This window comes from Shouchella tritolerans, from assembly GCF_025770735.1.
GTDB lineage: Bacteria > Bacillota > Bacilli > Bacillales > Bacillaceae_D > Shouchella > Shouchella tritolerans.
In genome coordinates this window covers 360,412-375,993 of sequence record NZ_JAODPB010000005.1, presented here as the reverse complement: position 1 = coordinate 375,993, position 15,582 = coordinate 360,412, and the positions used below count along the sequence as shown (strand labels likewise).

The 15,582-nt window shown below is 43.1% G+C and carries 18 protein-coding genes and 1 pseudogene; 12 read left to right on the top strand and 7 right to left on the bottom strand.

What is annotated here, in order from left to right; genetic code table 11:
* On the top strand, window positions 1-514 hold a 514-nt coding region (locus N6H06_RS18035; RefSeq protein ID WP_263707627.1), incomplete at its 5' end, for a peptidoglycan-binding domain-containing protein.
* Window positions 515-749: 235 nt separating this feature from the next.
* On the opposite strand, the gene N6H06_RS18030 is transcribed toward N6H06_RS18035, so the two are convergent.
* From N6H06_RS18030 to N6H06_RS18010, 5 genes are all read right to left on the bottom strand, one after another.
* Window positions 750-1,022, bottom strand: a complete 273-nt coding sequence (locus N6H06_RS18030; protein WP_263707626.1) for a hypothetical protein — start codon at window positions 1,020-1,022, stop codon at window positions 750-752.
* Between the two features lie 142 nt (window positions 1,023-1,164).
* Window positions 1,165-1,773 carry an AP2 domain-containing protein gene (locus N6H06_RS18025; RefSeq protein WP_263707625.1) on the bottom strand — a complete coding sequence of 203 codons (609 nt, stop codon included), beginning with the start codon at window positions 1,771-1,773 and terminating at the stop codon, window positions 1,165-1,167.
* Window positions 1,774-1,784: 11 nt separating this feature from the next.
* Window positions 1,785-2,489, bottom strand: a complete 705-nt coding sequence (locus N6H06_RS18020; RefSeq protein WP_263707624.1) for a helix-turn-helix domain-containing protein — start codon at window positions 2,487-2,489, stop codon at window positions 1,785-1,787.
* A gap of 429 nt (window positions 2,490-2,918) precedes the next feature.
* Window positions 2,919-3,290, bottom strand: coding sequence for a YolD-like family protein (locus N6H06_RS18015; protein ID WP_263707623.1), 372 nt, complete (start codon window positions 3,288-3,290; stop codon window positions 2,919-2,921).
* A gap of 112 nt (window positions 3,291-3,402) precedes the next feature.
* Entirely contained in the window at window positions 3,403-3,597 is a 195-nt protein-coding gene (locus tag N6H06_RS18010; RefSeq protein ID WP_263707622.1) for a hypothetical protein, read from the bottom strand.
* A gap of 653 nt (window positions 3,598-4,250) precedes the next feature.
* Here N6H06_RS18010 and N6H06_RS18005 point away from each other — a divergent pair.
* The 3 genes from N6H06_RS18005 to N6H06_RS17995 all read left to right on the top strand — a co-directional run bounded on the left by N6H06_RS18005 (window position 4,251) and on the right by N6H06_RS17995 (window position 5,846).
* A complete protein-coding gene (locus N6H06_RS18005) occupies window positions 4,251-5,390 on the top strand; it encodes an AimR family lysis-lysogeny pheromone receptor (RefSeq protein WP_263707621.1) in 1,140 nt (379 codons plus the stop codon).
* Window positions 5,391-5,395: 5 nt separating this feature from the next.
* Window positions 5,396-5,527: a hypothetical protein gene (locus N6H06_RS18000; protein WP_263707620.1), complete on the top strand. Its 132-nt coding sequence runs from the start codon at window positions 5,396-5,398 to the stop codon at window positions 5,525-5,527.
* Between the two features lie 154 nt (window positions 5,528-5,681).
* The gene (locus N6H06_RS17995) at window positions 5,682-5,846 is read left to right on the top strand and encodes a hypothetical protein (protein WP_263707619.1); all 165 of its coding nucleotides are present in this window, start codon (window positions 5,682-5,684) and stop codon (window positions 5,844-5,846) included.
* 49 nt (window positions 5,847-5,895) lie between these two features.
* On the opposite strand, the pseudogene N6H06_RS17990 reads toward N6H06_RS17995, so the two are convergent.
* A pseudogene (locus tag N6H06_RS17990) lies at window positions 5,896-6,417 on the bottom strand (aminoacetone oxidase family FAD-binding enzyme); the annotation flags it as partial.
* 136 nt (window positions 6,418-6,553) lie between these two features.
* Here N6H06_RS17990 and N6H06_RS17985 point away from each other — a divergent pair.
* The 7 genes from N6H06_RS17985 to N6H06_RS17955 all read left to right on the top strand — a co-directional run bounded on the left by N6H06_RS17985 (window position 6,554) and on the right by N6H06_RS17955 (window position 14,482).
* A complete protein-coding gene (locus N6H06_RS17985) occupies window positions 6,554-7,735 on the top strand; it encodes a M20 metallopeptidase family protein (protein ID WP_263707618.1) in 1,182 nt (393 codons plus the stop codon).
* 253 nt (window positions 7,736-7,988) lie between these two features.
* Complete coding sequence (locus tag N6H06_RS17980) at window positions 7,989-8,390, top strand: secondary thiamine-phosphate synthase enzyme YjbQ (protein ID WP_212954075.1); 402 nt, start codon at window positions 7,989-7,991, stop codon at window positions 8,388-8,390.
* Window positions 8,391-8,392: 2 nt separating this feature from the next.
* Window positions 8,393-9,256 carry an SMP-30/gluconolactonase/LRE family protein gene (locus tag N6H06_RS17975; protein WP_263707617.1) on the top strand — a complete coding sequence of 288 codons (864 nt, stop codon included), beginning with the start codon at window positions 8,393-8,395 and terminating at the stop codon, window positions 9,254-9,256.
* A 194-nt stretch (window positions 9,257-9,450) separates the two neighbouring features.
* A complete protein-coding gene (locus N6H06_RS17970) occupies window positions 9,451-11,052 on the top strand; it encodes a putative polysaccharide biosynthesis protein (protein ID WP_062749808.1) in 1,602 nt (533 codons plus the stop codon).
* A 336-nt stretch (window positions 11,053-11,388) separates the two neighbouring features.
* A complete protein-coding gene (gene ftsW, locus N6H06_RS17965) occupies window positions 11,389-12,531 on the top strand; it encodes a putative lipid II flippase FtsW (protein WP_062749807.1) in 1,143 nt (380 codons plus the stop codon).
* Between the two features lie 13 nt (window positions 12,532-12,544).
* The gene (gene rodA, locus N6H06_RS17960; RefSeq protein ID WP_062749806.1) at window positions 12,545-13,705 is read left to right on the top strand and encodes a rod shape-determining protein RodA; all 1,161 of its coding nucleotides are present in this window, start codon (window positions 12,545-12,547) and stop codon (window positions 13,703-13,705) included.
* Window positions 13,706-13,750: 45 nt separating this feature from the next.
* Entirely contained in the window at window positions 13,751-14,482 is a 732-nt protein-coding gene (locus tag N6H06_RS17955) for a pseudouridine synthase (RefSeq protein ID WP_263707616.1), read from the top strand.
* A gap of 31 nt (window positions 14,483-14,513) precedes the next feature.
* On the opposite strand, the gene N6H06_RS17950 is transcribed toward N6H06_RS17955, so the two are convergent.
* Window positions 14,514-14,732, bottom strand: a complete 219-nt coding sequence (locus N6H06_RS17950) for a DeoR family transcriptional regulator (protein ID WP_011247639.1) — start codon at window positions 14,730-14,732, stop codon at window positions 14,514-14,516.
* 292 nt (window positions 14,733-15,024) lie between these two features.
* Between N6H06_RS17950 and fosB the strand changes: the two genes are divergently transcribed.
* Entirely contained in the window at window positions 15,025-15,465 is a 441-nt protein-coding gene (gene fosB / locus N6H06_RS17945; protein ID WP_212954071.1) for a metallothiol transferase FosB, read from the top strand.
* Window positions 15,466-15,582 lie beyond the last annotated feature (117 nt).

Genomic DNA, 15,582 nt, shown 5'->3' with positions numbered 1-15,582 from the left:
ATCAGACATTATTGGGCATAATGTTTTGGCATCTACAGCCTGCCCGGGCAAAAACTTCCGCATGACCGAGCTTAGGAATTTGGTGTCCGGCGGTAAAGTTTCTGAGCCGAAACCTTCAAATCCTACTGGTGATGCGTTTATTCGTAAAGTTCAAGAATGGTGCTGCAACTACGGTTACAAAGTTGTTGTGGATGGACTCAAAGGTCCTGAAACTCGCAAGGCTTTAGTCAAAATTCTGCAAAACGAGTTAAATAAGCAGTTTAACGCGGGTTTAATAGTAGATGGCATTCCAGGACCTAAAACGTATACGGCCGTTGTCAACGTGCGCAAGGGAGCTAAAGGTAACCTAACGCGCGTCCTGCAAGCTCTACTGTACATGGCAGGGCAAAATCCGGGGCCGTTTGACGGACATTTCGGCGATGGTACAGAAAAGGCAGTACGGGCGTTCCAAAAAGCGAAGGGCTTGTCTGTGGATGGCATTGCCGGAAAGGCTACATGGAAGGCATTGCTGTAAATAAAAAAGGCCCCGTTTCGGCGGGGCTACTCATTTTACTGGTTATCGAGCTTACGTTTGTATGCTTCTGCTTGCCTTACCGTCCAAATGGGGGTAGAGGCAAGGATTTGCATTGGCTCAGGTAAGCGGGGACGTACCTTTTTCCCTTCCCGTTGGCGCGCAAACTTCGTACTTAAGCGAGCTTTATCCCATCCTAGTATTTGCGCAAATTCTTTCATGCCAACCAGAAGGGGGATTACTCCCCCAAATCAATTTCAATTGTTTGGTTATCTTCTTCTCCGTATATTTCGATTGTGACAGTTCTAACTGGTTCCCCTGCTTTATCTTCGTTGTCATAGAGGGCTACAGTGTGTTTGGTATAAGTATTATTAATGTTGTCGATGTCCTCCACATCATAGACCTTGAACTCTTCGATTGTGCCATCGTGCATGAGGCTTACCAACTTATCAATAGCCTCATCGAATGCAGTTTCCTCAACGATTTCCTCTTGATTGATTTTAATAATCATTTTAACATCTCCCTTTAGTTTTAATAAGTGATAACTTTGTTATCTATTTTTATTATAGCATAAAAGATAACTTTGTAAACACTTTTTATATAACTTTTTTAATTTTTTTCAGCGAAAATAAAAAAGCCCTGCTACGGCAGGGTTATTCTTCATTTTTATAAGGCTTATGGTATTTTTCTTCTGCTTCTAATCTTGCCATAATAGCGTCTTCTTTGTTTTTAAATGCCCCTAAATTAATTTTTCGTTTGTTAATACCAATAAATGCAACCCACCTACCTAGTGCTTTACTGTAGCTCACGCCTGTGACACCAGAGGTATTGTTTTTTTGCATTTTTTTATTTAAAGCATAGCGGTTGGTATTGTCTATTTTTCCTTTGGCTTTACCATCTTGTACGCTTTTAATTTTGTAACAACCACAAGAAAGTGTTTCCTCGCGTCGTAAGTAAACCCCTTTTGTTGTTATTACATTCCCGCAATCGCATTCGCATCTATAGAGCTTCTTTCCGTCTTTTGCTCGTTCTACCAATTCTTCTAACACCAAGAGGTATCCATAACGCTTTCCCACTTCATTTTTCTTCTGTAAACAACCGCACGATTTGGTTTTGCCTCCTGTTAGCTGATCAAACCTAACAGTAAGTGTAGCGCCACAATCGCATTCAACATTAGCAAATCTGTATTTACCAGCTTTATCCGCCTTTTTCAAAACAGTAAGCTTTCCGAAGCGCTCGCCGGGTATGATTGGTCTAGTCATAATTAGCCTCTTTACTCATTATGCGCATAATCATGGCCCGCTTCATCTACGCATCGGCGGTCAATTGACCAGTGGCGTAAGCATTTTCTGCAATATAGACTAGGGTCACTTGTTTTTTCAATCTTGAAAGGGCTTTCTAGGTTGCATACATTCCAATAAAATTCGTAATGGTTTCCCTCTTCATCTTTTGCATATGCTCGGAATACTGTATCCCATAACAGCGTAGGTAGATTTAAAATAGTAAATTCTTTCTCACGCACATCAATTTTCCTGCCATAGGGTTCTAATGTCGAAATGTACTCAAGAAGATCCTCTTTCTCTTCTTTGCTTATCCCTTCCACTGCATGGGGAACGCCCCATTCATATTCGCCTTTCCTGGCGAGATCAAAGAGCGGTTTTAAATCCCAAGTAACTTTAAAGTGACTTGTTGATTCTTGAGGTGATAGTCGTACATTTGAGAAAAACGCTAAGTAAAAGCCTTCTTCAATTTCATGAATACCCGATGTTGATGAAAGTGTCAGTCCGTTGTAGTAAATATCATTTAAGCTTTTTATTGTCTTTTTGTATGTTAATTTTAGGTTATTTTTATCTAGTAACCATGTCTTCCCTATTTTTTGAGCTACCAGTTTTCCTTCATTGCAATAATTTTTAACCGTGCCAGGGGATAATCCAAGAATTTCCCCAGCTTCTTCTACACCAATAATGTTTTCTAGCATTTTTACAATCCCTTTCTTATATGCGTTACCGCATGTTTTTGTTATCTATAATATACCATGTGCGTTATCGCATGTAAAGGGCTATTTTAGATTAATCGTTTGACAAATATAGACAAAGGATGCGGGGTTAATCTATCGAATAGGGATGAAGGAGGTTTGATATGAATAGAAACGCAACGGCTTATACGCTTCTGTTTGCTATACACACCCACCTTGCAGCAAAACATCAAGTTCCAACCCACATTAATGATTCTTACCGTCATATGATAAATCATATTTTACTCTTTTACGCCAACAGTCCTCGACTAACAGACCAACTACAAAAAAGCATACCCGTAAGAAACAGAGTATGCCATTTCAAGCCCATTTCAAGGCAGGATTTAGTTTTGCTCAAGTCTATATGCAGCAGCCTAAAAATCAACCCATCAGTTAGATGCGTTGCACATCATAGATGACCCGCATATCTATCCATTCGCGTATGCTGTCATCGGTTGGGCCGTACTCAATACGCACGCGCTTGCCAATGTCATCTACTTTGTATATGTAGCAATTGCGGTCAATGTAATAGCCGTCATTCCAGTAGGTCAAACGGACGATTAATGTATGATTTAGCGCGTCCATGACAACCTCGCCAATCGCACGCCATTGATCTTCGTCCAATTCTCCATGCAGAGGGACTTTATCTTCATCCTTTTGCATTTGTAGCCACGCTTCTTTATGCTCAGGCAGCATCATCCTTCTTTCTTCCCACATGAGATTACCGCGCCAAAACTGATTTTTTACATCATCCATGCTTTTCATAACAACCATCCTTTCTTAGGAACGTTTGTTTGTATTATATGCGAATGTACGTTCTCGAACTAGTGGAAATTTAGACCAAAAAGAAAAAAGGCTTATGCACATAGGCATAGCCTTAAAGTTGCTGGCGTCGCTCGGCAATCAATTGTTCTAGTTCGTCCAAGTCCTCAGCAGTGGCGCGATTACGAATAAAGCTCCGAGCGCTTGAGCGAGCGCTAAGATAGCGGGCGCGGTCTTTGTTTTGTTCTTGCCAGCGCTTATTTCGTTCGGTTTGAGATAGTGGCTTATGTGGCTTGTTAGGCTCGTCCACGTTTAAACACTCCTAGCTGGTCAAAGATAAATAGGGTTACTCCAAGCGCGACAGCAATATCCAAGACAGGCTGTTTAAAAATAAACGAGGCCCACACGAGGATAAGCAACAGGATATAGAGAGTTTTCTTTTTCATCGCTTATGCTGTATTATATAGAGCAAGGGGAGGGGCTATGCCCCAAAACCCTCATTTGTTATCGTCCGAGTCATTTCTCTTCAGCGCTACTACGATGGCAACCGTTGAGGCTAAGGAGAAAAGGATTCGGGCGATTTGCTCTATTGTGTCCAGCATTTGTTCACCTCCTTGTTATGTTCTAACCTTATTGTACTATTGATAGTACGGAAAGTCAAGAATTTTAATAAAAATAAAATGAAAATTTTTCTTTTTTAATACCTCTTTTACGAACATAAGTTCTGTGCTATACTGACATCAGTAGGCAAATTTGCCCAATACAAAACTCATTCGTGAGCATAGGTAAGCGAATGAGCGTAGTTTACGACTTATTTCGACAATTTTATTTATGAATATGTTGTACTATTTTCCCAATAGCAGATAAACATTAACTGAGTTAATATTTAGAGAAAGTACTATTATTCTGATATTCAGTTACATAAAAAATAAAAATTTCAAAACTGTAACTCGGGAGGTAAAAATGGTTGTAGTAAAAGCGACTATAGAATCAGCCGAATATCTATATCATGTTGTAAAAACATATATGAACGAAAAAAAGTTACAACAAATAGATGTTAGCAACGCTACAGGTATCCGAAAAGAATACATATCGCGTTTCCTTTCTGCCAAAGGGAAAAATGATCTGGAATTTTCGACTGTACTTACCTTAATTCGATACTTGGCAGCAAGTGAGTATTTAGAGATTATGGACAATTACTGTTTGAAGTTGGAAAAGCCTTTAGGGATTATGAACGCTTTAGAGTACGCTTCCAATTACGAAAGGCATGATTTGACTAGCAATTTGCTAGCTCTTCACGCGGGGCATAAAAAAGGTGAGATACGCGAGTGGTTAGAGGTGTATGATCTTAACAAACGCCGCAAAACTATGAGTCCATATGACGTAATGGACGCTTGTCGAAACTTATATGGTAAAGTCACCTCAGATGAAGTGAAAGTCAAGATAGATCTTATAGAAGCAGTGAGCACCTATACAAAGGATTACAAATCTTTGTTGAGGATGTGCGACAGAATAGAAACGAAAATAAAGCAATTAAGGGACGGCTTTATAAAAGAGTCTTTTAAAATTCGTTTTTTTAATTTACATGCAAACGCTGTCCTTTACTATAAGAATGACGTGGAAACAGCACTCGAACATACCGAATATGTAATAAAAAATAAAGTGTCACCAACTTTTCTTGTTGCATCCGCCCATTTAATTAGAGGACAAGCACAGATGTACGATTGGAAGGAAGAAAGCCTACAGAACATCAGGACTGCTGCTAAATTGTTTAAGTTGGCTGGCTATAGCGATTATGCGCAAAATCTTTTAGAAAATGATCTTGTGTTTGTGCAGAACTATCATAGGGATATTGTTGACTTAGAGAATTTAAAAGATGGTGAATTAGCTCACCAATTATTGGTTAGAGGGGACAGGGAAAAGGCTTGTGAAGTGCTATCTAAACTTGATGATACAGACCCTTTTACATTGTTATATAAAGGGATGGCATTCAAGGATATGTCATACTTCATTGAAGGACACGCTATAATTGTAAGGGATGGTAAAACATTCTTTAAACGTGCTTTTGAAAGAGAGTTTTACCAGTTTGCCGAAAGGGGGTGAATTAGGTGAAATCACTAAAGAAAGTATTGATCGCATTGTCGTTGTCCACTCTGTTTTTCGCATCAAATCCATACGTAACGGAACCTATTAATACAGTGCCAACAAGCGGCCCGTCTAATCCAATTCAAGGTTCTTAACGGACTAGAGTTACAGAAAATAATAAAATTTTATAACTGTAACTTTACCGTGAGGGCGTCCTAGCGACGCCTTTGTGTTCACATTTGCATATGAAAAGTTATTTCCTATTTAAATGTGAGCACAAAGTAAAAAAATAAAATAGGGGGATATTTTATGGATAAGAGAGTGTCTAAATATTTTAATGTGGAGAAAGGTGAAGGCAGACTGATTGTTCACAATCAAAGCGTTGTGTTTGCGGAGTTTGTTTCCCCAGTGTCAACATTGCAAGAATTTAATAACTGGGTAAAAGAAACTATGGAATATATTTACATAAAATAGCCTCCCTGAATTGTGGGAGGTTGTTTTTGGTGCCTATAGGATATACGGCAGATCCTGTGTGGGGCACTGATTTGCCGCCAGTAGCGATAATCAGCGCTTTTGTGCCAATGTGTTGCCCGTCTTCGAGTGCCACTCCAACTGCCTGGCCGTCTTCTACGATAATGTCGGCGACTCGGGCATTCGTACGGATGGTGACATCAAGTTTACGGATTTGTGCAAGCAGTGTGTCGACCACAGTTTGTGCTTTATCGTTAACAGGAAACATCCGTCCTCTGTCTTCTTCTTTTAAGCGAATTCCTAAGCCTTCAAAAAAAGCAATAATCGATTCATTGTCAAATACAGCGAATGGACTATGCATAAAGCGGCCATTCCCTGGAATGTTTTCAATCAACTGTTTCCTTTCCATCCGGTTGGTGACATTGCAGCGTCCCCCGCCTGAAATCGCAAGTTTGCGACCGAGTTTGTTGCCTTTATCGAGCAAGAGGACGCGCACCCCTTGTTGAGCGGCAGCGACAGAAGCCATCAGGCCAGAGGGGCCGCCGCCGACTATGATTACATCGTAGTTGTCCATTCATTTCATCCTCACTTTTTTCACTCTTACCATTGTACACAAAAAAATAGAAAACAAAAGGGCAAAACAAGCAGGAGGTAACTGTTTTTAAGGCGAAGTAAAGGATGGACAGATCTGGAGATTGGAGTGGAAAGCAATGGAAGGAATCGCAACGAAGAAATTAGAAACGTTACAAGCACAAGTCATCGAATGGCGCAGGCATCTTCATGCAAACCCAGAGTTATCGTTTGAGGAAGTGGAAACGCCTGCTTTTATCGTACAGAAATTAAAGGAAATTGGATTTACGGATATACGTAAACAGGTAGGCGGTCGCGGTGTGGTAGCAAAGCTCCACGGCAAAAAGCCGGGACCGACAATCGCTTTTCGTGCTGATTTTGACGCGTTGCCGATTCATGAAGAAAATGATGTCTCTTATGCATCGACGAAGCCAGGCGTTATGCACGCTTGCGGGCATGATGGCCACACAGCGGCTTTGTTAGGTGTTGCGGCAACGTTGTTTAACCAAGTAGAGGAGCTATGCGGTACAATCGTGTTTCTGTTCCAGCACGCTGAGGAAAAACCTCCTGGTGGTGCCCGTGAAATGATTGCTGACGGCTGTTTAGAAGGGGTTGATGCCGTATTTGGCGCCCATGTGTCCTCGCAAATTCCACTTGGGCAAATAAATGCAAGCCCTGGAGCAGTTATGGCAGCAGTTGATGCATTTACTGTGAATATACAAGGAAAAGGCGGGCACGGCGCCCATCCTCATTCGACGATTGATTCAATTGTGATTGGCAGCCAGCTTGTCAATGATTTGCAAACCATTGTTAGCCGCCGCATCAATCCTATGGATACGGCCGTTGTCACAGTTGGCGTCTTCCAAGCAGGCACAGCGTTCAACGTAATTGCAGATACGGCGCGAATTGAAGGAACAGTCCGCACCTTTCAAGAAGAAACGCGCGCTTTCATAGAAGAAGAAATTCGGGCGATTGTTTCTGGGAAGGAGCATGGCGGCCATGTCACTTGCACGATTGATTATTTAAATGGCTATCCGCCGCTTGTAAATGCCGAAAAAGAAACAGAATTAATTCGCGACTTGGCAAAAGAGGTTTTTGGGGAAGGTAATGTATTAATGTTGCCAGCGGCACTTGGGGGCGAGGATTTTGCCTATTACTTAGAAGAAAAGCCTGGGTGCTTTTTCCACGTTGGCGGCCGGACGGAAGAAGAACGGACGCAATTTCCTCATCACCACCCTCGTTTTGATTTTGATGAACGGGCACTTTTCCATATTGGCGAAATGTTTTTGGCCATTGCGAATCAGTATTTGCGTAGCCACTAAAGCAGATCACTCAGACTAGAAAACAATTGTCAGCTTAGGAAAGAAGGGGAATGAGCCTGTTGGCTACAGTCTAAGCAAGCGTAACCGTTATGGTTCGCTTGCTTTAGTGCTCCTTTGGGAAATGGTTTGCAAACCGCTGAGTGGCTGCTCGCTAAAGTGTAAGCAGTCGTATAAGATTCTGTTTCAATCGAAGTTCTCCTGATTAAGTAGCAAACTAGAAGGGAATGAGCTGAGAAAAGGAGAGGTGGGTCACATGAACCGTTATACAATTGATACAAGCAAACATAGTGACATGATCGACATTACTGCCCAAGTTGAAGCGGCTGTCAAAGCAAGCGGTGTCCATTCAGGCATGGCTATCGTCCAGTCATTGCATACAACGGCTGGCATTACCGTCAATGAAAATGCTGATCCAGATGTCGTAGTCGATTTTTTGCGCCGCCTTGATGAAGTTTTCCCGTGGGAACACCCACATGACCGCCACATGGAAGGAAATACGGCGGCTCACTTGAAAACGTCAACTGTAGGGCCGTCCCAAACGGTTTTAATTGACGATGGTCGTCTTGTGCTAGGCACATGGCAAGGCATTTATTTTTGTGAATTTGATGGACCACGTGCAAACCGGTCATTTGTTGTCCAAGTCATGGAGGGCTGACTATGATTCTGGCAGAAACCGTATGGAACGGCAAGGCGGCTCTTGGAGAAGGCCCTTTATGGGATGAAGGAGAGCAAGTTCTCTACTGGGTAGATATTGATGGTTATAAGCTTCATCGCTTTAACCCTAAGACAAATGACGATCAACAGCTTTCGTTTGCACAACATCTGTCAGCTGTTGTCAAAAAGGCTGGCGGCGGTTTCGTCCTTGCAATGGGGGATGGCCTATACTTATATGAGGAAGAACGGCTGACGCCTTATTTCCTCTTGCCGCAAGGGGGGAAGCAGCTCCGTTTTAATGATGCAAAATGCGATCCTGCTGGAAGGTTATGGGCAGGAACGATGGCGTTTGACTGCCATTCGCCGATTGGCGCCCTTTATTGCCTTGACCATAACGGCCAAATAAGCAAAGTGATTTCCGGGCTTGCCATTTCAAACGGGCTTGCGTGGGACGAAGAGAAGGGGCTGCTTTACCACAATGAAACTGCGAGTGCGCGCACGACAGCTTACCATTTCGATGAACAGACAGGGCAAATTTCCGAACCACGAATGATTGACATTCCTTATCGATCTTATAATGGCCGTCCAGACGGAATGGCAATTGATGAAAACGGCTATTTGTGGATTGCTTTGTATGGAGCTGGTAAAGTGATTTGTGCAGATCCTGATAACGGGAATGTACTTGAGGAGGTCGTTGTGCCAGCAACGAATGTAACTTCCTGTGCATTTGGTGGTGAAGACTATAGGACGTTGTATGTAACAACAGCTAACAAGCAAGGGGAGCCTGAAGGAGGCAGTGTATTTGCCGGGCAGAGTAGAAAGTGCAGGCTTGCCGGCACACACATACCTCTCACAGGAATAGCGTAATAGAACAAGTAAAAACAGCCACCCCAAAGGGTGGCTGTTTTTAGGCTGCGCAGGATAGAACTTTTTCGATCGTTTTTATAAAGAGAAGCAATTCTTGTTAATCTATGCTAAAATGCGAAAGAGATCGCCTCGTCTTGAGGCGTGTCGAAATAACGTACGAATGAAATGTGAAGGATGTAGAAACGGGGGAAGTCATGGCTGCTTCAAAGCTCATGCAAGGAACGAAAGTATTGACCGTGGCGACGCTAACGTCAAAATTGATTGGTTTTGTTTATGTCATCCCTTTTACCGCACTTGTCGGTTTGCAAGGGAATGCCCTATATCAAAATGGCTACACACCGTATTCGATTTTACTTACATTATCTACGCTTGGCGTGCCTGTTGCCATGTCTAAGTATGTTTCAAAGTACCACGCCCTAGGCGATTATGAAACAGCGCACCGCTTGTTCAAGTCAGGAATCTGGTTTATGGCCGTTACGGGCCTTCTTGCATTTCTAGTCATGTTTTTAGGCGCTCCTGCCCTTGCGTCACTTAGCTATCAACCTAGTGAAACAGATCAGTATACGTTTGATAACGTTGTCTATGTGATTCGCATGGTTAGTTTTGCGCTGCTTATTATTCCAATGATGGCGATTGTGCGCGGCTATTTACAAGGGTTTCAACAAATGGTGCCAACATCCGTTTCGCAAGTCGTTGAGCAGCTTGTCCGCGTTGTCTTTATTTTAGCGGCTTCGTTTGCTGTCATGTCTATCGGCAGCGGCAATCTGCCGCGCGCGGTCGGTTTTGCGACGTTTGGCGCATTTGTAGGCGGGATTGGCGGAATGGCTACTTTGCTTTATTTTTATTTCAAACAGCGTCCTACGATTTTGGCACGTGTACAAAGCCACCCTGCCAAAGAAAGACAAACGCTTCCGAGCATGTATAAGGAACTCATTTCATATGCATTGCCCCTTTCTTTTGTCGGCTTGGCGATTCCTTTTTTCCAGGCTGTTGATTTATATTCCATTGAGGGGGCGCTTTCTGGGACAGAGTATGCCAGCCAAGCGAAAGCGTTTGTCGGCGCCTTAACAGGAGTAGCCCATAAAATTGTCCTTATCCCAATGGCGCTGGCAACGGCATTATCGATTACGTTAGTGCCGACGATTACAAAAGCATACGTCAATCAAGACAATAAGCTCTTACAAAGCTATATTACGCAAACGTACCAAGTGATTTTATTTATCGGCATCCCGGCGGCAATTGGTATGTCCGTTTTAGCAGAGCCGATTTATTTCGCCCTATTCGGTGGCACCAATTTGGAGCTAGGAGCGAAAACGCTAGGTTTTTATGCGCCGGCGACGTTGTTTTTTTCTATTTATGCCGTAACTGGTTCGATTTTGCAAGGAATGGATCGGCAAAGGAATGCCGTTTTGTCGCTTGTCATTGGGCTTGTTTTAAAACTAGGGCTTACTTATGTATTCTTAAAATGGTTCGGTCCGTATGGAGCCATTTGGACAACCTATATTGGTTTCGGGGTAGGCATTGCCTTAAATGTTTATTTTATCGGTCGATTTGCTAAGTTCGACTATACGTATATTTATCGGAGAACGGTGCTTATCTTTATATTTGCCGCTATTATGGGAGTTGCTGTATGGGTATTTGACAATGGGCTTGCAGCTTTACTTCCAGAGTTGTCCCGTGTGACGACGTTTATTGTCTTACTTGTTAGCGTAGGCGTTGGCTTACTTGTTTACTTCTATTTGGCTATCCGTTCCCATTTGGCTGGAAAAGTGCTTGGGGAGCGGTTTAAATTGTAAAGGAGCTAGTTGTGCAATCATATAAAAAAGCAGTGACTGTGGAAAAAGACAACTGCTTTTTTACAGATTAAATGGATCTGTTTCAATTTAGTCTTGGCTGACCAAAGCAGCGGCAAAGCTTGTTTATCGGCAAGGAGCAGGACTTGTTCCGCAACTTTCCCATAAACTAGATGATTTTCGACATTTGTTTATAAGAAAACCCTCTTTTTCATGGGGACAAGCTTTGATATAATGAAGCAAGTTTATTCCGATTTAATGGGCGGTTTGACTCATGCCTTCAGCGTAAGCTTTTGCGCGGGCCGCTGCCACGTTTAAAAGGCCCATAGGAGGACTAAAGTGAACTATTCCTTTCGCAAAGACAATGATTGGGTATTGATTGGAGCAACTGTTGCACTGACATTGTTTGGCTTGTTAATGGTATACAGCGCTAGTTATGTGGAAGGTTATTTTTTGGAAACGCCGAATCCATATTACTATGTAACGAGACAAGCGGTTTGGCTTGTCCTTGCCATGGCAGTGTTTTTGTTTGTGATGCATTTTCAATACCGACATTATAAAAAATTAACGCCTGCCATTGTGGTCATAGCGCTCTGTTTGCTTGTGCTTGTATTAGTGATCGGTGGAGGTAGTGAAGTCGGTGCGACACGGTGGATTCGCATCGGACCAATGAATTTGCAGCCTTCGGAGTTTGTTAAAATCGGAATGGCGATTTATCTTGCCCAAGTGTACTCGCAAAAACAAGCCTATATCAATGACTTTGTCAGGGGCATTTTGCCGCCGCTTATTATTGTCGGCGTTGCGTTTGCCCTCATTATGCGCCAACCTGACCTTGGGACAGGCACGTCGATATTGATGACAGCTATTCTTATGGTGTTCGTATCAGGAGCAAGATGGAAGCATTTATTTGGCCTTGGGTTAGTGGGCGCTACGGTATTTGCTGCGCTAGCGGTTTTTGAACCGTATCGGCTTGAGCGCCTTACGTCTTTTGTCAATCCGTTTGCAAGCCCGGATGACAGCGGCTTTCAGCTTATTAACGGCTATTTGGCCATTTCAAATGGCGGCGTTACCGGCCTTGGGCTAGGGCAAAGCCTGCAAAAAATGCGGATGCTTCCAGAAGGACATACCGATTTTATTTTAGCGGTCATTTCTGAAGAGTTGGGGCTACTTGGTCTTGTGTTTATATTTGGCTGTTATGCAATCATTTTGTTTCGCGGGATATCGATTGGCGCCAAATGCAAAAATCCGTTTGGCAGCTTGCTTGCCTTTGGAATTGTGTTTCAGCTTGCGATCCAAATTGTTTTTAATGTCGGAGCTGTCTCCGGCATGCTTCCGATTACAGGCATCACATTGCCTCTTGTATCATACGGGGGGACATCGTTGCTCATTACTCTTGTGGCGATCGCGATTTTGGCGAACATCCATCAAACAAACATGAGACAAGCGCGCAAACAAGCTTCAGGCGAATCGCTATCAGCATAGATGGAGGCTATCAATGGAACGAAAACATACGGGGATTGATTATACGCTGTTGTTTCTGCTGTTTTTGCTTATGTGCGTCAGCTTAGTAGCAATTTACAGCGGAGCGGGGCAGTATTTTTCCGATGACCCCACTTATTTCGTCGTTAGACAATTAATATGGTACGGTATTGGTGCGGTCGTTATTGTCGCCGTGATGTTGGTTGACTTTGACTTGTTTCGAAACTTCTCCATTCCTGTTTATGCAATAGGGATGGTTTTGCTTTTGGCCGTCGAGTTTTTTGGAGTCGAACGGAACGGCGCCCAACGCTGGATTTTTGGTATTCAACCATCCGAGTTTATGAAGATTTTCCTTATATTGGCACTTGCCCATTTATTATACAAGCTGACAAAGGATAAGCAAAAGCGGACTTTCAAAGAAGATATGGTCGTGCTTGGAAAAATATTGCTCGTCAGCCTACCGCCGTTTCTCCTTATTCTAAAACAACCTGACCTCGGAACAGCGCTCGTAATTGGTTCCGTAATTGCGACGATGTTGTTAATGTCAGGCATACGTTGGCGGATTTTGCTGTCGCTTGTTGGAATAGCGATTGTAGGTGTTACCTTTCTCGTGTACATGCATGAAGCTCATTTTGAGTTTTTTAGCGAATATTTGATTGAGCCTCACCAGCTTGACCGGATTTATGGCTGGCTTGATCCAGACAGCGACACGAGTGGGATTGGCTATCAATTAAACCAGGCGATTCTTGGGATTGGTTCAGGCCAATTGTTTGGCGCTGGTTTTATGGAAGGCATGCAGACGCAAAGCGATGTGATTCCTGAGATTCATACGGACTTTGTGTTTACGGTAATTGGCGAGGAATTCGGCTTTTTAGGGGCAATGGTTTTGCTTGTTATTTACTTTTTGTTGTTTTACCGCATGATTATGATTTCGCTGACATGCAACAACCTCTATGGTTCTTATTTAGTAGCGGGCGTTGTTGGCTTGCTCGTTTTTCAAGTGTTTCAAAACATTGCCATGACGATTGGCCTTATGCCGATTACGGGACTTGCCTTGCCATTCATTAGCTATGGCGGAAGTGCATTGCTGACCAATATGATGGCCGTTGGCATCGTTCTAAATGTCCATTATCGTACGAAAAATTACATGTTTACAAGTGAAGACACATTTAGCTGAAACCACGTCGTTTCAGCTTTTTCTTAAAGTGAGGGGGCTTTTTCAATGAGGCTTGATAAAATGCTGGCCAATGCCGGTTATGGCACGAGGAATGAAGTGAAAAAAGCACTCAAACAAGGGGTGGTCGAAGTTGACGGTGTTGTTGTCAAAGATGGGAAGCAGCACGTGCAGCCAGAGCGGCAATCTGTTTGCTATGATGGCAACCCTGTCTGCTACCAAGCTGAACTTTATTTAATGCTCTACAAACCAGCAGGCGTCGTGACAGCGACAGAAGATGCGAGGGAGCCAACGGTTCTCGATTTAGTGAAAAATGAATGGGGTCATATGAGGCCTTTTGCGGTCGGAAGGTTAGATAAAGATACAACCGGATTGTTGTTATTAACGACAGACGGGGCCTTTTGCCATGAGCTAATGGCGCCGAAAAAACATGTTGCCAAAGAGTATCGCGCTCTAGTTGAAGGAAGAGTGACACAGGCAGACGTCGAAGCGTTCAAAAACGGTGTCGTTCTTGATGACGGCTACTGTACAAAGCCGGCGCACCTAGGAATTGAAGAATCAGGTCCTGTGTCTGCGATATCCCTAGAACTGACAGAAGGGAAATACCACCAAGTGAAACGCATGTTTGCAGCAGTTGGTAAAAAAGTCATTAGACTGGAACGAGTACGGATTGGCAGTTTGTTGCTTGACGCAAGCTTGCCAAAAGGCGGTTATCGTGAGCTAACACCAGCAGAAATACAGCTGGCAAAAACCCCATATAGCAAAAAGAAAAGCCTTTGAAATCACGGTTTCAAAGGCTTTTTCCCTCATATTATGACACTTTTGTTTTTTTACTAGTTGCTTTCCATTTACCCCTGGCAGAACTTGTGACTAAATTATTGTACTCCAATACATTTAAATCTCGCTGCACAGTACGCTGTGTGATGCCGAACTCTTCAACTAATTCATTCGTCGTGACAGTTCCCTTCTGTTTGATGTACAAGTAGATGGACTTAATTCGAGTCAGCATACGATCAGTTGAAGTTTGCAAAAAACCACTCCTTCTTCGTCTTCGTCTCCTATACCTTATAGCTATCCTATGCATGAGCGCGTCTGGCAGAACCGAGATTCGTCGCATAGGGGCGTCAGGTGAGGCGATGGTCCTATGTTTTCGTGCATCTTCCCGTTTGCAAATGTAGTTGCAATTTGGGATACTTCTAGTGTACACGAAAACAAGCAAAAGCGCAAAGAAGAAATCATGTAAATTCTTGGACATTTACACTGTAAAGACGATGAAAAAAGTGTAAAACCCGAACATTTACAAAGTGAAAAGGGGAAATTTTATGGTAAACGGGATTAACCACATGACATTTTCAGTAAGCAACATGGATAAAGCGGTTTCTTTTTATAAACATGTCTTTATGGAAGAGCCTCTTGTCTTAGGAGAAAAAACAGCCTATTTTACCATTGGCGGCATTTGGCTTGCACTTAACTTGCAACAAGACATTGATAGAAGTGAAATCAAGCAGTCGTATACTCATATTGCTTTCTCGATTGAGGAGTCGGCGCTAGACGCTTTTTATGCTCGTTTACTGGAAGCAGGAGCCCATATTCTCCCTGGAAGGGATCGGCAAGTGGAGACGGAAGGGAAATCCATTTATTTCCGCGATCCTGATGGCCATTTGTTAGAAGTCCATACTGGTACACTTGCCGAACGGTTGGCACACTACGAAAAAAACGCGCCTGACATGCTAGTGAATATAAACAGTGAGAATAAGAAATAGGGAGCTCTCCCTTTTATAACGACAAGTTCTGGGCTGACATACGTGACTTCCATTTGCACCAACAATAAGTTGTTCAGCTTTGCAAAGCCTTAAATATATCATCGGGAGAGGGGCTCG